This window comes from Campylobacter sputorum subsp. sputorum (genome assembly GCF_008245005.1).
In the GTDB taxonomy this organism is placed as follows: domain Bacteria; phylum Campylobacterota; class Campylobacteria; order Campylobacterales; family Campylobacteraceae; genus Campylobacter_F; species Campylobacter_F sputorum.
Map to the genome: position 1 here is coordinate 1,483,092 of NZ_CP043427.1, position 24,911 is coordinate 1,508,002.

Here is a 24,911-nt window from a genome sequence, read left to right on the forward strand (position 1 = left end):
CGAGTATTTATGGTATAACAATTTTTTCTCCAATGCGTAAATTTGAACTAGCTATATTATTCACACTTTTTAAATTTTTTACGCTAACTGAAAATTTTTGAGCTATGCCAGAAAGCGTATCACCTTTTTGTATAATATAATTTTTTTTAGAAATTTCTTTTGCATTTTTAACTGCCAAAGCAGGCACTATCAACTCTTGATTTATAGATAATTTATCTGTTTTTAAAGAATTAATGTCTTTTATCGTCCTAGAATCTGTATTAAATCTACTTGCTATACCGCTAATAGTATCGCCATTTTTTACTACATATATATTTTTTTTGATTTGTTTTTTAGGATCAAAGTTATTAGCAAAAAGCCCTTGTTTATTTGCAGGTATATAAACATAGTAATTTTTTGTATTTGGCGGAGTAATATCGTTTTTTAAATGAGGGTTGTAAATTTTCATTTTATTTAAACTAAGCCCGATACTATCACTTATCTGCGATAATGGTGTTCCGCCAGGAACAATAACCTTGGTAACATTTATTTTATTTGGTCTATTTAATAAAGCTGAATTATTTGAAATTATAAAGTCATTGTCCTCCGCTATATAAGCAGCTGAGAGAATTTTTCTTATAAACATTCTTGTTTCTAATGGAAGATATTTTTTTTGCGGATCTAGAAGTGTTGTTAAATCATCGCTTCCAGCTGTTTTTATGGCTCTTCCAAGCCTACCTTCGCCACAGTTATAAGCTATGGCTGCTAAATACCATTTACCAAATTTACCTTTTAAATCTTTTAGATATGAAATTGCAGCTTTTGTAGCAGCTATTGGATCTTTTCTTTCATCTACATATTTGTCTATTTTTAATCCATAAAGCCTTGCAGTTTCTTGCATAAACTGCCACATACCAACAGCACTTGCATTTGATTTTGCATGATTGGAAAGACCCGATTCCACCATTGCAAGATATAAAAATGAGTGGGGAATATCTGCTTCATCTATGATTTTTTTAAGCATTGGTATATAACTATATCCATCTTGGATAATATCTATAAATTCCTTTTTATCGCTTGTAGTGATATTTTCTTTAATCGATAAAAATATCGGATCGCTTGCATATCTTGTATCAATATCTAATTCTTTAAGAACTTTGATTTGATTTATATAACTACTTTTAGCATAGCCAAAAAGTTGAGTTGTAAAAATAAAACATAATAGTACAGCCATTATGCGTCTCATGATTCTCCTTATACCACACTATTTAACTCTTTAAATAGTTTTTTTGAATTTTTAGTCGTAATTTCTTCTATCTCATTTACATCCATATTTAAAATTTCAGCCATTTTACTAGCTACATATTTAGTATAAACTGGCTCATTTCTAGTCCCTCTATGAGGCTCTGGTGTCAAATAAGGGGCATCTGTTTCTATTAATAAATTTTCAAGTGGAATATCGCTTAAAATTTTAACCAAATTTTTAGCATTTTTAAATGTTAAAACGCCACCTATACCAAAATAGGCTCCATATTTTGCTAAAGATAGCAATAATAAAGAAGCATTAAAACAATGTAAAACCACCTTTTTAAAATCAACTTTGTATTTTAGCAAAGTTTGGTAAATATCTTCATTAGCCTCTCTTGCATGTATAATCAAAGGTTTGTTTAAATCCATTGCAAGTTCTATTTGATAGCCAAAATATCGCTTTTGCAATGACTTTATATTTTCTTTTTCTTGCTCATCTTTTGGCAATCTAAAATAATCCAAACCGCATTCACCAACAGCTATACATTTACTATCTTTTAAAAATTCCTTTAAAATTTCAATATCAAAATTATCTATATGATAAGGATGAATTCCTGCTGCAAAAAATACATTTTCATATCTATGAGCAATATCTCTTGCTTTTGGCAAATCTTGTAAATCAGCTCCCGGTATTATCACACTTTTTACACCATTATTAAAGGCTTTTTGTATAACAGCATCTAAATCTTTATCAAAAGATTCATCATCCAAATGACAATGCGTGTCTATTATCATGCCATTTCTACCCTATTTCTTCCACCCTCTTTGGCTCTATATAAAGCCTCATCTGCCTTATCTAAAAGCTCATCAATATCTAAATTATCATCATTCATACAAAAACCGATTGAAATTGTAAATCTTATCTCATAATCTTTGATTTTTACCAACTCGTTAGCTACGGCTGCACGAATCTTAACAAACATTTTTGCAGCGTCTTCTTTAGTTATATTTCTTAAAACAACACAAAACTCTTCTCCGCCAAATCTTGATACAAGATCACTTCCTTTTGTATTGTTTAGTAAAACTTTTGCCAAAGTTTTTATAACTACATCTCCAACATCGTGCCCATAGGTATCATTTACTTTTTTAAAATGATCAATATCTATCATAGATACAGCAAAGCTTTGAAGTGGAAAATCATGTCTATATTTATCCATATCATCATAAAAATATCTTCTATTATAAAGTCCTGTTAAAAAATCTTTATTTGCAAGATCAAGAATCTTATAGATATTTTCCATAGCATCAAGGTTGTTATTTATCCTGCAAACAAGCTCATCTTTGCTAAATGGTTTTGTGATAAAGTCATTTGCACCACGCTTAAGAAAATCTGATGCAACCGAACTTTCGCTTGTTAATGCTAGAATTATTAATGAGTTTTTATCATGTTTTTCTCTAAGATTTTGCGTAAGCTCCATTCCATTCATTACTGGCATATTATAATCAGTTAAAACCAATTTGATATCAGGGTTGTCCTCAAAATACGCCATAGCTTCTTCGCCATGAGCTGCTGCAAAAACCTTAAAAAGTTGAGATGATAAAATGGTTTTCATCATATTTCTAGTAGGAATTGAATCATCAACAACCATAACTTTATACTTTCTGTTTCTATAAAGTCTATTTACTGTATCAAAAATATAATCAACATTATGTTTATCACCCTTATAAACATAATCAACTATATTTTTTTCTATAAATGTTTTTTTAGTTTCCTCATCTGTGCTTCCGGTTAAAACTATAACCAAGATACCTTTTGATATAGCATAATCAACTATTTCGCCATAAGGAGCATCTGGTAAATTTAAATCAAGCAGTGCTAGAAAGTAGTTTTTATTATCATCCATTAAATCTCTAGCCTCAGCAAAATCATATGCAACATCAACACTCAAACCAACAATACTTTGCATTTTTCTAGCTATAAGTTTAGCCAAAGTTTTATTGTCATCTACTATAAGTATTTTCTCATCACTAATCATAATAAACTTTCTTATTTTAATATATAATGCAATATTTTAACATTTTTTTTTATTATTAAGCTTAAATAAGTATAAACTAAATTTAATCAAACATGTGATTTATTTTAACGTATGGATTTTATCAAATGGTGACTCCTACGAGATTCGAACTCGTATTGCAGGCGTGAGAGGCCAGCGTCCTAACCATTAGACGAAGGAGCCGAGTGTCCCGTGTAGGGTTCGAACCTACGGCCACATCATTAAGAGTGATATGCTCTACCAGCTGAGCTAACGAGACTTGTAGTGGCGCAGCGGACGAGGCTCGAACTCGCGACCTCCGCCGTGACAGGGCGGCATTCTAACCAGCTGAACTACCGCTGCACCTAATATAATGATATGGTGGTCGCTATAAGACTCGAACTTATGACATCCACCTTGTAAGGGTGGCGCTCTACCAACTGAGCTAAGCGACCATAAAACAACTAAGAAAGTTGCAATTATATAAAAATAATTTTCAAAAGTCAAGAAAAATAAATTTTTATAAATTTATAAAGCTTCTATAAAAAAATATTTCTAATTTTACCTTATTTATTTTTATGACTTTTTATGGTAAAATCTTATAAAAAGGACTGATTTTGAAAAAAAACATAAGTGTAGCACACTCTCCAGATGCTGATGATATTTTTATGTATATGGCTATCAAATTTGGCTGGGTTACTAGCAAAACGCTTAGCTTTAAAAATATAGCTCTTGATATAGAAACATTAAATGTTGAAGCTATCAAAGGAACATATGATGCGACAGCTATTAGTTTTGGCTTGTATCCAAAAATAGCCGATGATTATGCAATGTTAAGATGTGCTGTAAGTTTTGGAGATGGATATGGACCAAAACTTATAAAGAAAAAAGGTGTTAGCTTAAAGAAAAACTTCAAGGTTGCATTAAGTGGAGAAAATACAAGCAATGCACTTATTTTTCGCATAGCATACCCACAAGCAAAAATTATTTATAAGAATTTTTTAGATATAGAAAATGCAGTTTTAAATGGCGAAGTTGACGCTGGAGTTTTGATACATGAAAGTATTTTAGAATTTGATAGCTCACTTTGTGTTGAAAGAGAACTTTGGGATATTTGGAATGAACTAAGTGGCGGAAATTTGCCTTTTCCTTTAGGTTGTATGGCTTTAAGAAGAAGTATGCCGCTAGTTGATGCTATAGAGTGCGAAAAAACGCTTACAAAAGCTGTAAAAGTAGCCCACGATAATGCAAAAACATTATCATCCATGTTAATGCAAAGAAATATGATAAGAGTTGATGAGATAAAACTTGAAAAATATCTTGGTCTTTATGCAAATGCCGAGTCTATTAGCATGAATGAACTTCAACTAAAAGCAGCAAATAAGCTTTTTGAGCTTGGTTTTAGGGCTAATTTTTTCCATAAGCTAATAGATATAAATGATTATTTAATACCAACAGATTATGAAAATATTAGGAACTCGTAAATATGGAATCAACACTCATAAAACTTGGAATAGAAACATTTAAAATAGCTTTATATCTATCGCTTCCCATGCTTTTAGCCGGTCTTATAGCCGGTCTTACCATAAGTATTTTTCAAGCAACCACGCAAATAAATGAAATGACGCTAAGTTTTGTACCGAAAATAATTTTAGTTGTTATTGTTATCGTATTTACAATGCCTTGGATGATGAATATGATGATAGACTTTACTACAAATATGTTTAACTTCATACCTAAGTTTATATTTTGAAAAAAATAATCGACTTTTCTAAATTTAGCTCTGTTCGTATAGGCTCTACTTGCGAAGTTGAAATAGTAGATGAAAAATCTAAATTTAGCGGCATTATGATAGGCGGTGCAAATAATATTTTAGTATCGCCAAATCCACCAAAACTCGGAATTTTAGATAATAAATTTAATTTTATTAAATTTGAAAATGGTATTTTAAGAATTGGAGCAAAAACCAAAAGTGCTAAAATTTACAATTTTACAAAACAACACAACATCAAAGGTTTTGAGTTTTTAGCTGGGATCCCTGGAACTCTTGGCGGACTTCTTATAATGAATGCTGGACTTTGTGGATACAATATATCCGATAATCTAATAAATTTAAAAACAAATTTAAGCATTTTTAACAAAGATGATATCAAATTTGAATATAGAAAAAGCGATATAAAGGGTATCATTTTTGAAGCAAATTTTAATGCTATTAGTGGATTTGATAACGAAATTTGCAAAAATATAGCATCAAAAAGATCAAATCAACCAAAAGGATATAGTTTTGGAAGTTGTTTTAAAAATCCTCCAAACGATAGTGCAGGAAGACTGATAGAACTTTCTGGATTAAAAGGCTATAGATACGGAAATTGCGGTTTTAGCGAAAAACACGCAAATTTTTTAATCAACTATGGTGGCGGATCGTATGAAGAAGCAATGCACCTTATCAATCTGGCAAAAAAGCTAACTTACGAGAAATTTGGTGTTTTGCTTCAAACAGAAGTTGTTATTATTTAGCTAAAAAATATCTGTTTTACAACTATAACAACAACGCAAACTGGTGCAATATATCTTAAAAAGTTATACCAAATTTTAAACCAAAATCCACTCATATCTTTTTTATATAGATTATAAATTTTATTTTTATCCATTATATAGCCAACAAAAATTGCAGTTAAAAATGCACCCAAAGGTAGCATTAAATTTGAACTAACAAAATCCAAAATATCAAAGAAACTTTTATCAAAAAATGTAAATTTAGCACCAAAAGAAGAGTGCATAGATAAAATACACAAAGTGCTTAAAAATATAATCAAAACACCACAAAAACTTAAAGCTTTAAGGCGAGAAATTTTATATTCGTTTATTAGATAAAACACAAACGGCTCTATCATAGAAACTGCACTTGTGATTCCTGCAAAATACAATGACACGAAAAAAGTTACCGCTAAGACATTTCCAATTATGCCAATTTTTGCAAAAAGTGTCATCAAACTAACAAAAACAAGTCCCGCACCCTGAGTAGATGGATCTGCGTTAAATTCAAAAACAAATGTAAAAACTATAAGCCCCATCATAAGACCGATTAAAATATTTATAAAAACTATACTAATGGAACTTTTTACTAAATTTGTATCATCTTCTAGAGAAGCTGCGTAAGTTGTAATACATCCGATGCCAACACAAAGTGTAAAAAACGCAAGTCCAAGAGCCGTCAAAACGACATCAAAAGTTATTTTAGAAAAATCTGGCTTAAAAAGAAAAACAAAAGCCTTGCTAAAACCTTCCATACTAAATGAGTAAATAAGCATTGCTAAAAGCAGTATAAAAAGAGTTGGCATTACATAAACATTTAGTTTTTCTATGCCGCTTTTTATACCTTTTGAAACTACTGCTAAAGTGCTAAAAAAGGCTAAAAAATAAAAAAACAAATTTCCATTCAAATCATTTGTTATAAAATTGCCAAAAAGTTTGCCAGATGTCTCTATATCTTGAGGTAGGGCACTAAAAGATATAAAAATGTATCTTATGACCCATCCCATTATCACAAGATAAAAAGACAAAACAAAAATTCCACCAAGCATTGTAAAACCGGCATATTTCCAGTTTTTTAAATGCGACGGAGCTAAGTTTTTATACGAATTTACCGGATCTTTTCCGCTAAGCCTTCCCATAGCCATTTCTGCTAAAAATATACTAAAACCTATGCTCAAAGTAAGCACAAGATATAACAATACAAAGGCAAAACCGCCGTTTTGTCCTACTAAAGTTGGAAATTTCCAAGCATTGCCAAGTCCTACAGCACCGCCTGCAACTGAGAGTATAAAACCTAAACGAGTAAATTTATCATTCATGGCTAAGAAAAAAACACTTGATTTATCATTATAACAAGCACTGCAAAGGGTGCAACATATCTAAGCAAAACATACCAAATATTAAAAAGTTTTTTTCCCATATAAGGTCTTAACAAAATCTCAATCGGACCTTTTTTCATTACAAATCCAACAAATATAGAAGTTACTATGCCGCTTAATGGCATCATGATATTTGATGTTAAATAATCTAATATATCAAAAAAACTCTTTCCAAATAAGCTAAAAACATCAGCCGTTTTACTATAATACCCTAAAATACAAAAAACACCCAAAATATATGTAAATATAAAAATAGCAATAATTGCATTTTTACGCGTCATATTGTGAGAATTTACAAGATAATATATGCTTGGCTCTATCATCGATATAGCAGAAGTTATAGCAGCAAAAAGCAAAGAAAGGAAAAATGCAAAAGCTAAAATATTTCCAATTATTCCAAGTTTTGCAAAAAGCACGGTCAAAGAGATGAAAATAAGTCCAGGACCTTGTTGCGATGGATCTGCATTAAACTCAAATATAAATGTAAAAACAACAAGTCCCATCATTATACCTATTAAAATGTTTATAAAAACTATACTCAAACTCGATGTTAATATATTTGTTTTTTCTGGCAAACTTGCAGCGTATGTTATTATCGTTGTTACGCCAAGAGAAAGTGTAAAAAATGCAAGTCCAAGTGCAGATAAAACACTATCTTTATTTAAAGCCGAAAAATCTGGAACCAACAAAAATGACAAGCTTTTTAAAAATCCATCATAACTAAGCGAATAAGCAACCATAAGCAAAAGCAATATAAAAAGTGCTGGCATCATCCAAACATTTAGTTTTTCTATGCCATTTTTTACACCTTTTGAAACTATATAAAATGAAACCAAAGAGCAAATCGTAAAGCATATAAAAGATACAAAAAAATCATTACCAAGTAAAGCATTAAATGTAGCCCCACTCTCATCGATATTTTTTGGCAAATAAACTACGATAGTAACTGTGTATTTTAAAATCCAGCCCATAACAACCGAATAAAAAGAGTAAATAAGCAAAGCCCCTATCATAAAAAATCCAGCAAATTTCCATTTTTCCTTATTGTTTGGAGCTAGTTTTCTAAATGCATTTACTGCATCGCTTTCTGATAATCTACCTATTACAATTTCTGCTAAAAATATCACAAAACTCACACTAAGCGTTAAGATAAGATACAAAAGTATAAATGCACTTCCGCCGTTTTGTCCGACCAAAGTTGGAAATTTCCAAGCATTTCCAAGTCCTACAGCACTTCCTGCAACAGCTAAAATAAACCCTATGCGACTAAATTTCTCATTCATATTTTATCCTATCATTTTTTTGAAAAACAGCTCATAAGCCATTATCACAATAACAGCAAAAGGCGAAACAAATCTTAAAAAGAAATACCAAATTTCAAAATACACACCTTTTAAGTATTTTCCCAAAAATTTCTTTATTGTATCTCTTTTGATAACATAACCTACAAAAATCGCAGCGAAAAATCCACCAAGAGGCATTATTATATTAGACGCTAAATAATCCAAAATATCAAAAAAACTCATATCAAAAAAGCTAAATTTATCACTCGTAGCGGTATAATAAGACAAAATACACATACTAGAAAGCAAATAAACTATGAGACCTATTAAAATAAGTGCATTTTTTCTTTGCATTTTGTAAGTATTAATAAGATAAAAAGCAAATGGTTCTACCATAGAAACAGCACTTGTTAATCCAGCAAAAAACAGTGCTATAAAAAACATTATCGCTAAAATATTTCCAATTATCCCAAGTTTTGCAAAAAGCGTAGTTAAAGATATAAATATAAGTCCTGGACCTTGTGAAACATCGGCATTAAACTCAAAAATGAAAGTAAATACAACAAGCCCCATCATAAGACCGATTAAAATATTTATAAGTATAATGTATAAAGTGCTAGAAACGAAATTTGTATTATCATTCAAACTAGCACTATAAGTTATAACAGAACCTGCACCTATAGAAAGGCTAAAAAATGCTAGACCCAAAGCTTGTAAAACAGCACTCACGCCAAGTTTGCTAAAATCTGGTAAAAACAGAAATTTAAAAGCATCCATAAATCCATTCATTGTAAATGAGTAAATTAGCATTAAGACAAGTATGATAAAAAGTGTTGGCATCATCCAAACATTTAATTTTTCTATGCCGTTTTTTACACCTCTTGAAACAACAAGAAAAATGCAAACAAAAACTATACTAAAACTAATAAATTGAGAAAATAAGCCATTTGTAAGTAAATTTTCAAAAACAATTTTGCTGCTTTGTATATCGCTTGGAAGCGAAAAAAAACTCAAATACACATAATAAACAGTCCAACCGATAATAATACTATAAAAACTAACTATCAAAATCGCACCAAGCATACTAAAGCCAACAAATTTCCAAGAACTTTTTTCACTGCTTAAAGCCTTATATGCATTTACGGGATCTTTCCCGCTTAATTTTCCAATGCTAAGCTCTGCTAAAAATATAACAAATCCAACGCAAAGTGTAAGCAAAAGATACAAGCACACAAATGCACTTCCGCCGTTTTGTCCAACCAATGTCGGAAATTTCCAAGCATTTCCAAGCCCTACAGCACTTCCAGCAACAGCTAAAATAAACCCTATGCGACTAAATTTATCATTCATAAACAAATATCCATATTTTTTAAAATTAAAAGTTTAATGTTATCAAAACAAAGCTTAAATAATATAATTTTAAGCTTAAAAAATCAAATACATTAAAATTCATCATGTAAAAGTATTTTAATTGTAGTTATTATTTATAATTTAGTATTTTAAACAAAAATTATGCAAGCCTAAGCTTGCATGATAATTATCTTAAAGACATAATAGTCTTAATTTCTTCCTCGTTTATGCCAACCATAGCTTCACCAAGTTCCTTAGAAACTTCCAGTATAACGTCTGGATTATTATAATTCGCCACAGCTTTAACTATAGCATTTGCCCTTTTTGCAGGATTACCTGATTTAAATATACCGCTTCCTACAAATACGCCCTCTGCCCCAAGTTGTCTCATAAGTGCAGCATCTGCTGGAGTTGCAACACCGCCTGCTGAAAAATTTAAAACTGGAAGTTTTTTATTTTCATAAACATATCTAATAAGCTCTATACTAGCACCATACTCTTTTGCAGCACTATATAATTCATCCTCACTCAAGGCAGCTACATGCGATATTTCGCCCATTATTTGTCTTAAGTGTTTAACAGCTTGGACAACATCACCTGTTCCAGCTTCACCTTTTGTTCGTATCATTTTAGCACCTTCACTAACACGCCTTAATGCTTCGCCTAAATTTCTAGCACCACAAACAAAAGGTGTTTTAAATATTTTTTTATCTATATGATTAGCATCATCAGCGGGACTTAAAACCTCAGACTCATCTATAAAATCTATACCCAAACTCTCTAAAACTTGAGCTTCTACAAAATGACCTATCCTAACTTTTGCCATCACTGGAATGCTTACAGCTTTCATGATATCTTCTATCATTTTTGGATCACTCATCCTAGATACACCGCCAGCTGCTCTTATATCAGCAGGAACTCTTTCAAGTGCCATAACAGCAACAGCACCAGCATCTTGTGCTATTTTTGCTTGCTGTACATCTGTAACATCCATTATAACTCCACCAAGAAGCTTACTATAAATATCCATACTTTTTCTCCAAAATAGTTTTATTTTTATAAAATTTATCACAAGTTATGATAATAACCATATAAAACTTAAATTTAAATATAAATAATTATTTTCTTACTTTTTTAACTGCATTTAAAAGCATTTCAAATCCAACTTTACTTGAATTTTCAACATCTTCCATAATCTTTATACCCTCTTCCTTATTTTTAGATGCCTCGTTTGCAAATATATTTACAGCCTTTAAAAGACCATTATGGACATTTTCGTGTTGGAATGCTACTTTTTTTACTATGTCATGATTATCTTTTAATATAGCTCTAACTTGTTCGCCAAACCATTTTCCAAATTTACAGCTTGTATGGTCCGGAATCTGTTGTATATCGTTGTATAAAAACGCTTTATAAGCACTAAGTTTTAAGTTGATATGATCTATCTTGCCATTACTTATACTAATCTCATTAGTAATATTTGTAGCTTTATTTATAGTATCGTTTGTGTTGTTATTTACATCTTCTATATTTTTATGAAACTCATCAAGTCTTTGAGTAACATTTCCAGAAAGCTCTCTAAATTTCTCACTCATCTCATACATTGTATTAGAGTTTTGTTTTAGTTGATTTATATTCACTTCAACTTCACCGGTTGCTTTTTGTGTTCTTTCAGCTAGTTTTCTAACTTCATCAGCAACCACAGCAAATCCTCTACCATGTTCACCAGCTCTTGCTGCTTCGATGGCAGCATTTAGTGCAAGAAGGTTTGTTTGATCGGATATATCTTTTATCAAATTTATAATCTCTACTATGGCACCAACGCTTTCGTTTAATGAATGAGAGCTATTTTGAAGCTCGCCACTAGTTGCTTCAACTTTTTGCATAGACTCATTTATATAACTTATTTCCTCTGTAAGAATTTTAGTTTTACTAAAAGTTTCGTTGTTTAACTCATTCATACTATTTAACATAACAAGATTTTCTTCCATGGTTCCTTGTAAGAAATTTATACCATCTGAGTAACTTGCTATAAGGAGATCTAATGCCTTTTGTTTAGTGTTATCTACTACTTTTGTACTATCTTTATTTGTCTCGCAACTATTTAGTTTATATTTCAAATTTTCTATTTCAGTTTTTAGTAAATCATTTTCTTTTTTTAACAGTTCTAACTCGGTGGAATTTTGAGATTTTTTAGAATTCAAAAACATAAATATCCTTTTATTAAATTATTTTTATAATTATATCATATTTTTATTGTTAAAATTTTATGTTTTTGTTGGCTAGTATTGTAAAAAATGAAAGAAAAAGTTTAGAAATTTAAGAAAAAAAGATGAGCGAAAGTTCGCTCATCATAAAATTAAAATGAGTATTTAGCCTCAAATCTAAATCTATTATCATCGTAATCTACACCGCGTCCATCGTAATTAACTTGTGAGTACCATGTTTTAAATTTAAGATTTTTACTATACTTGTAATCAGCTCTAGCAACCCATTCAGTTTGATCTTGATCGCCTACATTTGTTTCGTTTTTACCATCTATATACTCTCCACCAATTCTAAACTTATCAAAGAATGTATATCCAGCTGTAACAAACCAGAATTGATTTTCACCAGAAATTAAAGTATAATCAAGTAGCTCTTCACCTGGGCTTATAAATGAGCCTTGATCTTCATAAGAGATTACGCCAACTTTATCTTTTGAATCTGCTTCATAATATATATAACCAGCACTTGCATCAAAGCCAGCTACTTCTACAGTTAACTCACCAGCATAGAATTGACCGTCATCAGCAGCTCCATTTGTTAAGTTTTCTAAATCACCGTCAACTGATGAGAAAGCGTATTGTGCTTTTATACCAAGTGTTACTGGGTCTAAATCAAAGTTAAGTGCTAACTCAGCTGCAAAAAGATCAGCTACATCTATAAGTGATGCATACCATAGTTGGAATGCAACAGGATCATAAGAACCTATCGCTGCTACACCATACAAATTGTGTTCATTAGTTTTATAATCTAAAGTTCCAATATCATCATCATTATCTAGGTTATCAAATGCAATAGCTGCAAGAGTTAAGCCTTCTATGTCTTGGTTAAGAATTTTGATACCATCGCCTATCATATCATCAGTGAAAAATGCACCAACTTCTTGACGACCAGCCATGATAGTAGTATTGCCTATTGTATATCCTAACAATGCTTGTCTAACTCTAAATTCATTATTACCATTATCATCGCTTTGAGCATTCCAGTTATTTTGATCATGTTGATCACCAGAACCATCTTTAGATAGATACTGCAAACCAACAACTGCAAAGAAATTATCATCTAAAGCAGCTTTAAAGTTTACGATTGCTTTATATTCATGAGTACCTGTTGATTGATCTTCAGAATGTTCTTCATCATCATGTGTATAACGATATCTTAAATATCCGCTAACATCAACATCTTTTATAGCATCTTCTAGTGGGATAGCTGAAGCTGATACAGAAAATGCACCTAGTGCAATCATAACCGCTAAACTAAGTTTAGTTAATTTCATAGAAATCTCCTTAAAAAATTTTTTGGTAAATGAATGATAACATAAAAAATCATTTTTTATGCTTAAAATTTTATAAATTTATATGTAAAGATTAACAAATAAAAATAAATTTGTAATTTTAAATTTATGAATTTTTATTTACTTTGTGTGAAAAATATTTATTTAAAAATAAAAGCACTATTTATAAAGCTAAATAGTGCTATAAATTTAATTTTATCTACTTTTTTGTAGTTTTATGTAAAATTTTGTCGGATTTTTTGCTAACTTTTTTTTGTCCTTTTTTGTTTTTTTATCTATTTTTTTATGTTTGTTTGAAGCTTTTTTATCAACAACATTATTTTTTATATTTAAAATACTTTGTTCTCCAACGCCTTTTACATTTTTAAGCTCATTGATGTTTTTAATCCCACCTTTTTCTTGTCTATATTTAACTATAGCTTCTGCTTTTTCTTTGCTTATACCTTTTATCTTTTCTAAATCCTCCACACTTGCTTTGTTTATATCAAGTGCAAATAAACTTATAGCCGAAACCAAAGTAGCCAATACTAAAAAGAAAATATTTCAGACATTATGAAAAAATGCTTAAAAAACCATAAAAAATATTTACATAAATTTATAACAAACAAAGTGCGTAATATCGGTATATTTATAAAAATAAATTCAAATGACACTTCATAATTTCCACACTAAAAACATATAAAGAAATATAATACCACATCCCAACACACTACCAACTATAAATTTACACTATAAACAACAACACTAATTTTAAAATTTATTTTTATACAAACACCAAGATAAAATATATGTATGAAAAAGATTTTAATAAAAAGATAAAATAATCTAAATTTAAAAAGATATTTTATAAATGTTTTTGTAGGAGTAATCATACAAGATAAAATAATACATATAGTTTTATAATGACAAAGATATAAAACTTTAAACTTTACAATAAAGCACTAATAAAAATATATAAACTTAAAAGATTAAATTTATTTTAATTTATATTTTTATTAAAAACTATTGTTTTGTTTTGATGGGTATTTATGTGGTTTTTACTTGTAATTACTCTTATATAAACAAACTTTTATAAAAATACCTATAATTTTATTATATATTTAGACTAATTTATATGTAGATTTAAAAACGCATTAAATGGAATATATTCCTCATTTTAAATGTCGCTATATATTATGAATAAAAAAGATATATCACTAGCAAGATATTTTTATAGTGGTTCTTAAAAGATTAAATTTATACTAATTGATTTTACTAAAAATAACAACTATTTTATATCATATATTTAAATTTAATATATTAGTAATTAAATACTATAAATAAATTTATTATACAAGAATAATGCATTTATAAAAAATATCCAACCAACTATTTATATCATATATTTAAATTTAATATATTAGTATTAAATACTATAAATAAATTTAAAGTTATAAATACTATAAAAGATAATTATAAATTTATAAATATTATATAATTTATAATTATTTATAATCAATAAAACAATCTTGAAACAAACAGTAATAAAAGTAAATTATATTTAATTTAAATACGAATTATCATATAAAGAAATATTAAATTCATTTAATCATTTTAATATAAATAAATGTGGATAAAATTAAGAAATATTTGTAGAATAATTATTAACACGCTTTGCAGCGACTTACTTTTCCACATCCCAGTAAGGGAGAGTATCATCAGCCATGATATGCTTAGCTTCTTGGTTCGAGATGGGGCAAGGCGTTTCCATATCTGTATAGCCACAAAGCAGTGTTAAATAAAAATACTTTCTCTTTTTAATTTATACTTACATCAAGCTCATAAAAAACTCATTCACATACGCTATAAAGTATGCTCATTTATTTTTATTATTCGCTTTCCTTATCTAAATTAAAAATAGTCGTATATAATATAGACTATTAAAGTATTCTTATTAAACACTGTTAAATAAATTGTTAAAAGTCTAAGTTTTAATATGTAAAACTTTTTACTTATTAAGGATTAAAAGATATTTCACTTCTATATCTTTCTAGTATAACTTGATTTGTGATTAGATGTAAGGCTTATAAAATGTTGATTAGTTTTAAGTGAGTTACCTTAATGGTAATGAATGCAAAAATCTAATCAAGCTTTTATACAATTGTTCTTACACTAAGCTAAATCATTATTAAATTTTATCCTTAACAAGGAAGTGATGCTTAATTTTAACTATTTATTTGTATAGTTATTATGTATTTTTGGAGGTATTTTTTCGCTAAACAAGGAAGACAAATAAGTTCAAGGGAGTTACCATAAAGGTAATGACCGCAGAACGATCTGACGCCGTTTAGTAGAAAAAAGACAAACAAAAATATTAAAGATAAGCAAACGAGCTATTAGTACTGGTCAGCTAAATGACTTACATCACTTACACATCCAGCCTATCAAACTTATAGTCTATAAGAGCTCTTAAAAGAAGATTCATCTTGGAGTTGGCTTCGAGCTTAGATGCTTTCAGCTCTTATCACATCCCAACTTAGCTACTGGGCGATGCTCTTGGCAGAACAACCCATACACCAGTGGTTGGTTCGACCCGGTCCTCTCGTACTAGGGTCAACTCTCCTCAATCTTCTTACGCCCACGGCAGATAGGGACCGAACTGTCTCACGACGTTCTGAACCCAGCTCGCGTACCGCTTTAAATGGCGAACAGCCATACCCTTGGGACCTGCTCCAGCCCCAGGATGCGATGAGCCGACATCGAGGTGCCAAACCTCCCCGTCGATGTGAGCTCTTGGGGGAGATCAGCCTGTTATCCCCGGGGTACCTTTTATCCTTTGAGCGATGGCCCTTCCACACAGAACCACCGGATCACTAAGACCGACTTTCGTCTCTGCTCGGCTTGTATGCCTCACAGTTAAGCTAGTTTATGCCTTTATACTCTACGAACGATTTCCAACCGTTCTGAACTAACCTTTGTAAGCCTCCGTTACATTTTGGGAGGCGACCGCCCCAGTCAAACTACCCACCAGACATTGTCCTACATGAGGATAACTCATGCTAGTTAGCTACCCAAATAAAAAAGAGTGGTATCTCAACAATGGCTCACCATAAACCAAAATCTATGGATCAAAGCCTCCCACCTATCCTGCGCATTTTTATCCAAGTAGCAGTGTCAAGCTATAGTAAAGGTCCACGGGGTCTTTCCGTCTTGCCGCGGGTAGGAGGAATTTTCACCTCCACTACAATTTCACTGGATCCCTCTTTGAGACAGCTCCCATCTCGTTACGCCATTCATGCAGGTCGATATTTAATCGACAAGGAATTTCGCTACCTTAGGACCGTTATAGTTACGGCCGCCGTTTACTCGGGCTTCGATCAAGAGCTTCGCTAATGCTAACCCCATCAATTAACCTTCGAGCACCGGGCAGGCGTCACACCCTATACATCCTCTTACGAGTTAGCAGAGTGCTGTGTTTTTGGTAAACAGTCGGGAGGGACTCTTTGTTGTAACCTCTAGGGCTTTAACACCCTGGTAGGCACACCTTATACCGAAGATACGGTGCTATTTTGCAGAGTTCCTTAAAGAGAGTTCTTCCACGCGCCTTAGAATACTCATCCCACCCACCTGTGTCGGTTTACGGTACGGGCTTTGATTACTAAACTTAGAAACTTTTCTTGGCTCGATAGCATCATGGGTTCTTACGCTACTCCGAAGAGTTTTGTAAGCCTTTAAGATTTCAGATAAAGAGTTACGGATTTGCCTATAACTCAACCTACATCCTTAGACTAACTATTCCATCAGTTAGCCCCACTAGCTTTAAGCGTCCTTCCATCGCACATAATCAAAGGTATTGGAATATTAACCAATTTTCCATCGCATACCCCTTTCGGACTTTGCTTAGGACCCGACTAACCCTACGATGACGAGCATCGCGTAGGAAACCTTGGGTTTACGGCGTTAATGATTCTCACATTAATTATCGCTACTCATGCCTGCATGCTCACTTGCATCCGCTCCAGCGCTCCTTACCGGTACACCTTCAACGCTGAATGCAACGCTCTCCTACCGCTTGATAAATCAAGCCTACGACTTCGGTACTTATTTTAGCCCCGTTATATTTTCCGCGCAAAATCACTAGACCAGTGAGCTATTACGCTATCTTTAAAGGATGGCTGCTTCTAAGCCAACCTCCTGGTTGTTTCAGTAACTTCACATCGTTTTCCACTTAAATAAGATTTGGGGACCTTAGTCGGTAGTCTGGGTTGTTCCCCTCTTGACGACGGATTTTATCACTCGCCGCCTGACTGCTGTGATTACACTATAAGTATTCGGAGTTTGATAGGGTTTGGTACATTGGTATACGCCCTAGCCCATTCAGTGCTCTACCCCTTATAGTTACGACACAACGCTATACCTCAATATATTTCGGAGAGAACCAGCTATCACGATGTTTGATTGGCCTTTCACCCCTATCCACAAGTCATCCCAAGACTTTTCAACGTCAGCGGGTTCGGTCCTCCGCCGGTTTTTACACCGGTTTCAACCTGCTCATGGATAGATCACATCGTTTCGGGTCTGCAGCATCTGACTAAACGCCCTATTAAGACTCGCTTTCGCTACGGCTCCGGGTTTCCTTAACCTTGCCAGACACCACAACTCGCAGGCTCATTATGCAAAAGGCAGTCCATCACACGTCATAAAGAATCGTGCTCTGAATGATTGTAAGCAAATGGTTTCAGGTTCTATTTCACTCTGATCACCTCAGTTCTTTTCACCTTTCCCTCACGGTACTTGTGCACTATCGGTCTAGTAGTAGTATTTAGGGTTGGAAAGTGGTCTTCCCAGATTCAGACAAGGTTTCACGTGCCTCGCCCTACTCAGGATACTGCTAAGTAAAAAGATGATTTCGTATACGGGAGTATCACCCTCTATGCTCAATCTTTCCAGATTGTTTTACTATCATGTTTTAGTCTTTTATGCAGTCCTACAACCCCACTAGTAAACTAGTGGTTTGCCCTCTTACGCGTTCGCTCGCCGCTACTAGCGTAATCTCTTTTGATTTCTTTTCCTGTGGGTACTAAGATGTTTCAATTCCCCACGTTCGCTCCATATAGGTAGTGTATATCACTATACACTGGGTTGCCCCATTCGGAAATCTATGGATCAAAGCTTCTTGACAGCTCCCCATAGCTTATCGCAGTCTAGTACGTCCTTCATCGCCTCTACCAGCCAAGGCATCCACCATTTGCTCTTAGTAGCTTACCTTTTTATTACTTTGACTTCGAAGAGCAACAAAGCTGCTCTTTACGAAAGGAAGTGTAAACACTCCCTTGACCCACCTAAAGTTATAAAGATTTATTAAAAGCTACGCTTTAAATAAATCATAAATTAAGGTGTATTCGCAAATAATTTTATTAATAATTTATGTTTTATTGCTCTTGCAAAGTATTTTTAGAATTTTGTTTTTATATTCTAATTTGCATCACTTCCTTGTTAAAGATAAAATAGTTATATTAATACTTTTCTACTTTTTTGTAAAAAGATTTAAATTTGATTTTATAGTTAATATCTTAATTTAAAACTTTATCTATTAATTAAATAGCAAAGCTTAAATTTAATTATTTTACAATGTTTAATTATATATGATTTAAGACGGAAAGAGATTAATAATATATAAAGATAAGTTTTAACTCTTTATATACCGTGACATAATCTTTAAACTTTTAAATTTAGATAACAGATAAATCTAAAAGCTTGCTTTTTTGTAATCAATATAATTAAAGCTTTAACAAGGTCCTGTAAAATTGTTTTATTTTATTAAAACTTGTTTGTGACTTTTAACAATGGTAAATTAAATAACATTTAGATTATAAAATCTAAAATAAACTTACTTGATAAAAACCATAATGTTTTAGCTAATGACTTATGTATTTAAGCTCTTAACTAAAAGTAAGCTTAGTTTAAATTTATATTTATTATGATAAACATTTTTATTACAACAATGCACTAAAAAAATTAATTAATGATATAATGGTGGGCCTAATAAGACTTGAACTTATGACCTCACCCTTATCAGGGGTGCACTCTAACCAGCTGAGCTATAGGCCCTTTACGGATAACGGATATTTGATTAATTATGTTATCTGAATGGTGGAGAATAGCGGGATCGAACCGCTGACCTCCTGCGTGCAAAGCAGGCGCTCTCCCAGCTGAGCTAATTCCCCGTCTTTATATATATTATTATGCAAATAAACTAAATTGCACGCAGTATGCTTACTGGTTCGCTCTGCTCACAACAGTAATCACTTAAAAAGCAAAGCAGTTTGCTTTTTATTGTGCAAAGCCCACACTCTCCCAGCTGAGCTAATTCCCCAATACATATTATGCAAAACTGAGAATAGATAACGGAATAAAGCTCACATATTCTGTTTTAGATAGCTTTAAACAATAAAATAAATTATTCTTTTATTTTTTATTTAAGTAAAATCTAAATTATATAATTTCTTTTTAGCACTATATATCTTTATTAACATCAATCTCTGAAAACTAAACAAGGATGATTGAGTAGATTAGTTTATATACTAATCTAAAATTTTCCTTTGATGAATATTTTGTGAGAAATATTCATTGTACTCTAGAAAGGAGGTGATCCAACCGCAGGTTCTCCTACGGTTACCTTGTTACGACTTCACCCCAGTCGCTGATTCCACTGTGGACCATAACCAATTTGGTATTTGGGCTTCGAGTGAAATCAACTCCCATGGTGTGACGGGCGGTGAGTACAAGACCCGGGAACGTATTCACCGTAGCATGGCTGATCTACGATTACTAGCGATTCCGGCTTCATGGAGTCGAGTTGCAGACTCCAATCCGAACTGGGACATATTTTATAGATTTGCTCCATCTCGCGATATTGCGTCTTATTGTATATGCCATTGTAGCACGTGTGTCGCCCCGGACATAAGGGCCATGATGACTTGACGTCGTCCACACCTTCCTCCTCCTTACGAAGGCAGTCTGTTTAGAGTGCTCAGCCTAACTGTTAGCAACTAAACACGTGGGTTGCGCTCGTTGCGGGACTTAACCCAACATCTCACGACACGAGCTGACGACAGCCGTGCAGCACCTGTCTTAACATTTCTGCAAGCAGACACTCTTCTATCTCTAGATGATTTGTTAGATATCAAGTCCGGGTAAGGTTCTTCGCGTATCTTCGAATTAAACCACATGCTCCACCGCTTGTGCGGGTCCCCGTCTATTCCTTTGAGTTTTAATCTTGCGACCGTACTCCCCAGGCGGTATACTTAATCCGTTAGGTGGATTACTGCCATGACTAGCACAGCAACAACCAGTATACATCGTTTAGGGCGTGGACTACCAGGGTATCTAATCCTGTTTGCTCCCCACGCTTTCACGCATTAGTGTCAGTTAAGTTCTAGCAGATCGCCTTCGCAATAAGTATTCCTCTTGATATCTACGGATTTTACCCCTACACCAAGAATTCCATCTGCCTCTCCCTTACTCTAGATAGATAGTTTCCCAAGCAGTTTAGTAGTTAAGCTACTAGATTTCACAAGAGACTTATCTATCCACCTACGCGTCCTTTACGCCCAGTGATTCCGAGTAACGCTTGCACCCTCCGTATTACCGCGGCTGCTGGCACGGAGTTAGCCGGTGCTTATTCCTTTGGTACCGTCATTATTCTTCCCAAAGAAAAGGAGTTTACGCTCCGAAAAGTGTCATCCTCCACGCGGCGTTGCTGCTTCAGGGTTTCCCCCATTGAGCAATATTCCCTACTGCTGCCTCCCGTAGGAGTCTGGACCGTGTCTCAGTTCCAGTGTGACTGATCATCCTCTCAGACCAGTTATGCGTCATAGCCTTGGTAAGCCATTACCTTACCAACTAGCTGATACAATATAGCCTCATCCCATAGCGAAAGCTCTTAATAATATATATTAAGATATTTCTAAATGACTATTAAAAATATTAGTAATAATTTATATTTAGATTTAAAAATTAAGTCTTTTGTATTTTTAAATGCTATAAAAATTTATTAAATCTAACTGCTTTGCTTTTTTTTCGCTTTATTAATATAAAGCTTCAAAAAAGCTTATTGTTATATTTATAACTTTTTATTTATAAATTATCTTTGATATATATTATTAAGAGCTACATTTCCCAATTAAACTTATGTATAATTGGAGTATGAGGTATTAGCACTCATTTCTAAGTGTTGTTCCTCTCTATGGGGCAGATTAGCTATACATTACTCACCCGTGCGCCACTAATCCATCCTAGCAAGCTAGGACTTCATCGTTCGACTTGCATGTATTAGGCACGCCGCCAGCGTTCACTCTGAGCCAGGATCAAACTCTCCATATTTACTTCGCAGATTAGCAAAGCTAATCTTTGCGACAGGGAGTGTAAACACTCCCTTGACCCACCTAAAGTTATAAAGATTTATTAAAAGCTACGCTTTAAATAAATCATAAAATTAAGGTTTAATTAAACCTAACAACTTTAAGTAAATCACTAACTATAACTATGAAGTTTTAATCTAAAAACTTTTTATTTTTTAATAATTTGATTTTTAATCTTTATTATTAATAATTATATTTTTTACTACTTTTTACTTTCCAAAGAAAGCCTAAAAGTAGATGGCTCAATCGATCACTTGTTTAGATTTCAAAGATTGACTAAAAATGTTTAACAATATTAATTTAAAAAACACACTTAACAACAAAAAAAGATCTTTTAGGATTAAAAGGTTTTTCTGTGAAGCGGAAATTGAATTGTATAGAAATATTGCTTAAAGGGAGCTGAAAAAAGTAGAGAAATTATAAATTTATAAAATTATTGTTGAAAAATGTAGAAAATTTGTATTTTAAAATTTTTTAAAATACAAATTTATATTTAATTTATTATACATATCTGCATAATTTTAAACTCTCAACATTAAACAATGCTTAAAATTTCATCTTTACTTCTACGAATTTTTGGTTTTTGTTGATTTAGTCTATATCCAAAAGTAAGCAACATAGCTATACGCCTATCTTTTGAGTTATTGTTTAAAATTTTATGTAAATTTTCTTCACTAAACCAACCTTCTATCGGGCAACTATCTATGCCCAAGGTTGCTGCCATTAACATCATATTTTCACACGCAAGAAAACACTGGGCTTTGCTCCAAGCAAATATTTTATCATCGCTAAGACCAACATTGCTTTTTATAAAACCTTCAATTTTAGTTATATATTGTTCGTGTTGTTCTCTGTTTTTATCAACTCTTCTTGAAATCATATCTTTTATATATTCACTTCCTGGTTTGAGATCTGAAATTTTTGCATAAACTACCAGTAGATGCGAAGCAGTTGTAATCTGAGCTTGATTCCAGCATTCAATTTTTAATTTTTCCCTGATTTCTTTATTTTCAACTAGCAATAAATCCCAGTGTTCCATCCCCAAAGAAGATGGACTAAGTCTTGCTGATTCTATTATAGAATCAAAATCCTCAGCTTTTATCTTTTTATTTTCATCAAAAATTTTACAAGCATGTCTAAATTTTATAGCATTTTTTATATCCATAACAAGCTCCTTATTAATTAGATTTTATTTGATTTTATCATTTATTTATAAATATAATTTCAAACAAATTTAATGACATATCTTGTAAAATTATTAAATCTTTAAGGAATAAAATGTTAAAAATCACAATAGCACCAAATAATTTTCTAAATGGATATATATTAAATACAGAATTTTCAAAGATAGCCAACATATCATCAAATGCTTATCTTTTTTGGAAAAATATAGTGGTAGGAAAATTTGAAAACTCAAGAGTTTCTTTTTTACTAAAAGAGAGTATACCGCAAAAATACATAAGTGCGGTACAAAAATGCACAAATTTAGATGGGCTTGTGCTTTCTAGTACATTTTGTTCTTTTACTGGATTGCCAAGTTCTCATTTAACAAAATCAAATGGATCTAAAATTTATGATATGCTTGAAATATCCGAAATATCTGGAATTAAATTTGTAAATTTAAAAAAATTTTATGATGATTTAAATTTAAACTATAACTTCATAATATACATAGAAAAATGCAAATTTTTCTCACCTACTCCATTTGAAAAGCGTATCAAAATTTCAGATACTTTGTGCTTGGGATACTATTAATTATCCTCATCATCTTCATAAATTTTTTTAGTAACTTTTACAGTTTTTACGCTGTTTTGTTCCATTTTTGTTATCTCATACATACAATTAATATCTTCTATTTTATCACCAACCATAGGCAATCTTTCAAATAAGCTTGTTACATATCCGCCTATCGTAAGTTGTTCTAAATCATCATCAAACTTAATATCTAGCAACTCTTCTATATCTTCAATCTCATATCTTCCGTTAAATTCATAAATCTCATCGCTAATTTTTTTATAATTTAAATTTTTATCATCATGCTCATCGTTTATATCGCCAACTAACTCTTCAATAATATCTTCCATTGTAAGAAGCCCAGCAGTTCCGCCATACTCATCGATAACTAAAGATGCCGAAATTCTTTCTTTATTCATCATAACTAAAATTTTTGATATAGATGAGCTTTCTGGAACGATAAGAAATTTTCTAACTATAGAATCAAAGTCAATTTTATTGTTTGGAATGATGCCTTTTTGCAAAATATCTCTAACATGTATCATTCCCAAAACTACATCTTTGCTACCATCTATATATGGATAGCGAGTGTATTTAAACTCAGCTATTGCCTTTAAATTTTCTTCATAGCTTTTCTGTTTATTTAAACAAACCATATCTTTTCTAGGCGTCATTATCTCCTTTGCAACAGTATCACTAAAATCAAACGCATTTTTTATAATCTCGCTCTCCATTGAGTCTATAACACCGCCTTTAAAACTCTCACTAACGATACTTTTTATCTCTTCTTCAGAATGTGCTATTTCATTTTCTTTTGGTCTTCTAACGCCAAGAATTCTAAGTATAACACTAGAGCAAAAATCAAAAATTTTGATAACAGGAGAAAAAACAATCCAAAACATATGTAGAGGTTTTGCAACAAACAAAGTAGCTTTTTCTGCTTGTGCTATTGCTATTGATTTTGGAACAAGTTCGCCAAGAACTACATGGCAAAGTGTGATAAATGTAAATGCGATAATAAAAGAAGCGCTATGAACCACCACGCCTTCTAATCCAAAATATTCCTTAAGAGGTCCTTCTATAAGTCTTGAAACTGCTGGTTCACCAATCCAACCTAAGGCAAGTGAGCTAAGAGTAATACCAAGCTGCGTAGCACTTAAATATGTATCTAAAGATCTAGTTATTTCATAGGCAAGTTTTGCATTTGAGTTTTTGTTTTTTATAAGTTCTTCTAAGCGTGTTTTACGAACTTTTACTATAGCAAACTCAGAAAGAACAAAAAAAGCATTCATAAGTATGAATACTCCAGCTAATATTAACATTAAAACCGAGTGTTCGGGGTCCAATTAAACATCCTTTTTGAAAAAATTTCGACTATTATATCAAATTTTTTATAATTTATACTTATT

The 24,911-nt window shown here is 32.0% G+C and carries 15 protein-coding genes, 6 tRNA genes, 3 rRNA genes and 1 pseudogene; 4 read left to right on the forward strand and 21 right to left on the reverse strand.

Annotated features, from left to right (window positions below; all coding sequences use genetic code 11):
* Window positions 1–7: 7 nt before the first annotated feature.
* From CSPT_RS07625 to CSPT_RS07655, 7 genes are all read right to left on the reverse strand, one after another.
* Window positions 8–1,225 carry a lytic transglycosylase domain-containing protein gene (locus CSPT_RS07625; protein WP_089183044.1) on the reverse strand — a complete coding sequence of 406 codons (1,218 nt, stop codon included), beginning with the start codon at window positions 1,223–1,225 and terminating at the stop codon, window positions 8–10.
* An 8-nt stretch (window positions 1,226–1,233) separates the two neighbouring features.
* Entirely contained in the window at window positions 1,234–2,022 is a 789-nt protein-coding gene (locus tag CSPT_RS07630; RefSeq protein WP_089183045.1) for a TatD family hydrolase, read from the reverse strand.
* Window positions 2,019–3,263, reverse strand: a complete 1,245-nt coding sequence (locus tag CSPT_RS07635; protein WP_089183046.1) for a GGDEF domain-containing response regulator — start codon at window positions 3,261–3,263, stop codon at window positions 2,019–2,021. The genes CSPT_RS07630 and CSPT_RS07635 overlap by 4 nt, the downstream gene beginning before the upstream one ends.
* Before the next feature lie 126 nt (window positions 3,264–3,389).
* A tRNA-Glu gene (locus CSPT_RS07640) sits at window positions 3,390–3,464 on the reverse strand.
* 3 nt (window positions 3,465–3,467) lie between these two features.
* Window positions 3,468–3,540, reverse strand: a tRNA-Lys gene (locus tag CSPT_RS07645).
* A 6-nt stretch (window positions 3,541–3,546) separates the two neighbouring features.
* A tRNA-Asp gene (locus CSPT_RS07650) sits at window positions 3,547–3,623 on the reverse strand.
* Between the two features lie 16 nt (window positions 3,624–3,639).
* A tRNA-Val gene (locus tag CSPT_RS07655) sits at window positions 3,640–3,715 on the reverse strand.
* Window positions 3,716–3,877: 162 nt separating this feature from the next.
* Here CSPT_RS07655 and CSPT_RS07660 point away from each other — a divergent pair.
* From CSPT_RS07660 to CSPT_RS07670, 3 genes are read left to right on the forward strand one after another with little or no spacing between them, the layout of a single operon-like run.
* Window positions 3,878–4,744 (forward strand): menaquinone biosynthesis family protein, encoded by an 867-nt coding sequence (locus CSPT_RS07660; RefSeq protein WP_089183047.1) that lies wholly within the window; start codon window positions 3,878–3,880, stop codon window positions 4,742–4,744.
* Window positions 4,745–4,746: 2 nt separating this feature from the next.
* Window positions 4,747–5,013: a flagellar biosynthesis protein FliQ gene (gene fliQ / locus CSPT_RS07665; protein ID WP_089183048.1), complete on the forward strand. Its 267-nt coding sequence runs from the start codon at window positions 4,747–4,749 to the stop codon at window positions 5,011–5,013.
* Window positions 5,010–5,777: a UDP-N-acetylmuramate dehydrogenase gene (locus CSPT_RS07670; RefSeq protein WP_235610059.1), complete on the forward strand. Its 768-nt coding sequence runs from the start codon at window positions 5,010–5,012 to the stop codon at window positions 5,775–5,777. The genes fliQ and CSPT_RS07670 overlap by 4 nt, the downstream gene beginning before the upstream one ends.
* Here CSPT_RS07670 and CSPT_RS07675 read toward each other — a convergent pair.
* From CSPT_RS07675 to CSPT_RS07735, 13 genes and pseudogenes are all read right to left on the reverse strand, one after another.
* Complete coding sequence (locus CSPT_RS07675) at window positions 5,774–7,114, reverse strand: sodium-dependent transporter (protein ID WP_089183050.1); 1,341 nt, start codon at window positions 7,112–7,114, stop codon at window positions 5,774–5,776. The two genes, CSPT_RS07670 and CSPT_RS07675, sit on opposite strands and share 4 nt — an antisense overlap.
* 2 nt (window positions 7,115–7,116) lie before the next feature.
* Window positions 7,117–8,457 carry a sodium-dependent transporter gene (locus CSPT_RS07680; protein WP_089183051.1) on the reverse strand — a complete coding sequence of 447 codons (1,341 nt, stop codon included), beginning with the start codon at window positions 8,455–8,457 and terminating at the stop codon, window positions 7,117–7,119.
* Between the two features lie 3 nt (window positions 8,458–8,460).
* The gene (locus CSPT_RS07685; protein WP_089183052.1) at window positions 8,461–9,807 is read right to left on the reverse strand and encodes a sodium-dependent transporter; all 1,347 of its coding nucleotides are present in this window, start codon (window positions 9,805–9,807) and stop codon (window positions 8,461–8,463) included.
* A 187-nt stretch (window positions 9,808–9,994) separates the two neighbouring features.
* Window positions 9,995–10,837, reverse strand: a complete 843-nt coding sequence (gene pdxS / locus CSPT_RS07690) for a pyridoxal 5'-phosphate synthase lyase subunit PdxS (RefSeq protein ID WP_089183053.1) — start codon at window positions 10,835–10,837, stop codon at window positions 9,995–9,997.
* Window positions 10,838–10,925: 88 nt separating this feature from the next.
* Window positions 10,926–11,621, reverse strand: a pseudogene (locus tag CSPT_RS09525) (methyl-accepting chemotaxis protein); the annotation flags it as partial.
* Window positions 11,622–12,166: 545 nt separating this feature from the next.
* Window positions 12,167–13,348, reverse strand: coding sequence for a major outer membrane protein (locus CSPT_RS07700; RefSeq protein WP_089183055.1), 1,182 nt, complete (start codon window positions 13,346–13,348; stop codon window positions 12,167–12,169).
* 213 nt (window positions 13,349–13,561) lie between these two features.
* Window positions 13,562–13,891 carry a ComEA family DNA-binding protein gene (locus CSPT_RS07705; protein WP_161492223.1) on the reverse strand — a complete coding sequence of 110 codons (330 nt, stop codon included), beginning with the start codon at window positions 13,889–13,891 and terminating at the stop codon, window positions 13,562–13,564.
* A 1,125-nt stretch (window positions 13,892–15,016) separates the two neighbouring features.
* A 5S ribosomal RNA gene (gene rrf, locus CSPT_RS07710) occupies window positions 15,017–15,134 on the reverse strand.
* Window positions 15,135–15,721: 587 nt separating this feature from the next.
* A 23S ribosomal RNA gene (locus CSPT_RS07715) occupies window positions 15,722–18,613 on the reverse strand.
* A gap of 766 nt (window positions 18,614–19,379) precedes the next feature.
* Window positions 19,380–19,456, reverse strand: a tRNA-Ile gene (locus tag CSPT_RS07720).
* A gap of 40 nt (window positions 19,457–19,496) precedes the next feature.
* A tRNA-Ala gene (locus CSPT_RS07725) sits at window positions 19,497–19,572 on the reverse strand.
* Between the two features lie 414 nt (window positions 19,573–19,986).
* Window positions 19,987–21,730, reverse strand: a 16S ribosomal RNA gene (locus CSPT_RS07730).
* Together the 16S, 23S and 5S rRNA genes with 2 tRNA genes alongside form the textbook arrangement of a ribosomal RNA operon.
* A gap of 573 nt (window positions 21,731–22,303) precedes the next feature.
* On the reverse strand, window positions 22,304–22,933 hold the full coding sequence (locus tag CSPT_RS07735) for an NAD(P)H-dependent oxidoreductase (RefSeq protein ID WP_089183057.1): 630 nt from the start codon (window positions 22,931–22,933) through the stop codon (window positions 22,304–22,306).
* 113 nt (window positions 22,934–23,046) lie between these two features.
* Between CSPT_RS07735 and cheQ the strand changes: the two genes are divergently transcribed.
* On the forward strand, window positions 23,047–23,523 hold the full coding sequence (gene cheQ / locus CSPT_RS07740) for a cheVAW transcriptional regulator CheQ (RefSeq protein WP_089183058.1): 477 nt from the start codon (window positions 23,047–23,049) through the stop codon (window positions 23,521–23,523).
* On the opposite strand, the gene CSPT_RS07745 is transcribed toward cheQ, so the two are convergent.
* The gene (locus CSPT_RS07745) at window positions 23,520–24,824 is read right to left on the reverse strand and encodes a hemolysin family protein (protein ID WP_089183059.1); all 1,305 of its coding nucleotides are present in this window, start codon (window positions 24,822–24,824) and stop codon (window positions 23,520–23,522) included. The two genes, cheQ and CSPT_RS07745, sit on opposite strands and share 4 nt — an antisense overlap.
* Window positions 24,825–24,911 lie beyond the last annotated feature (87 nt).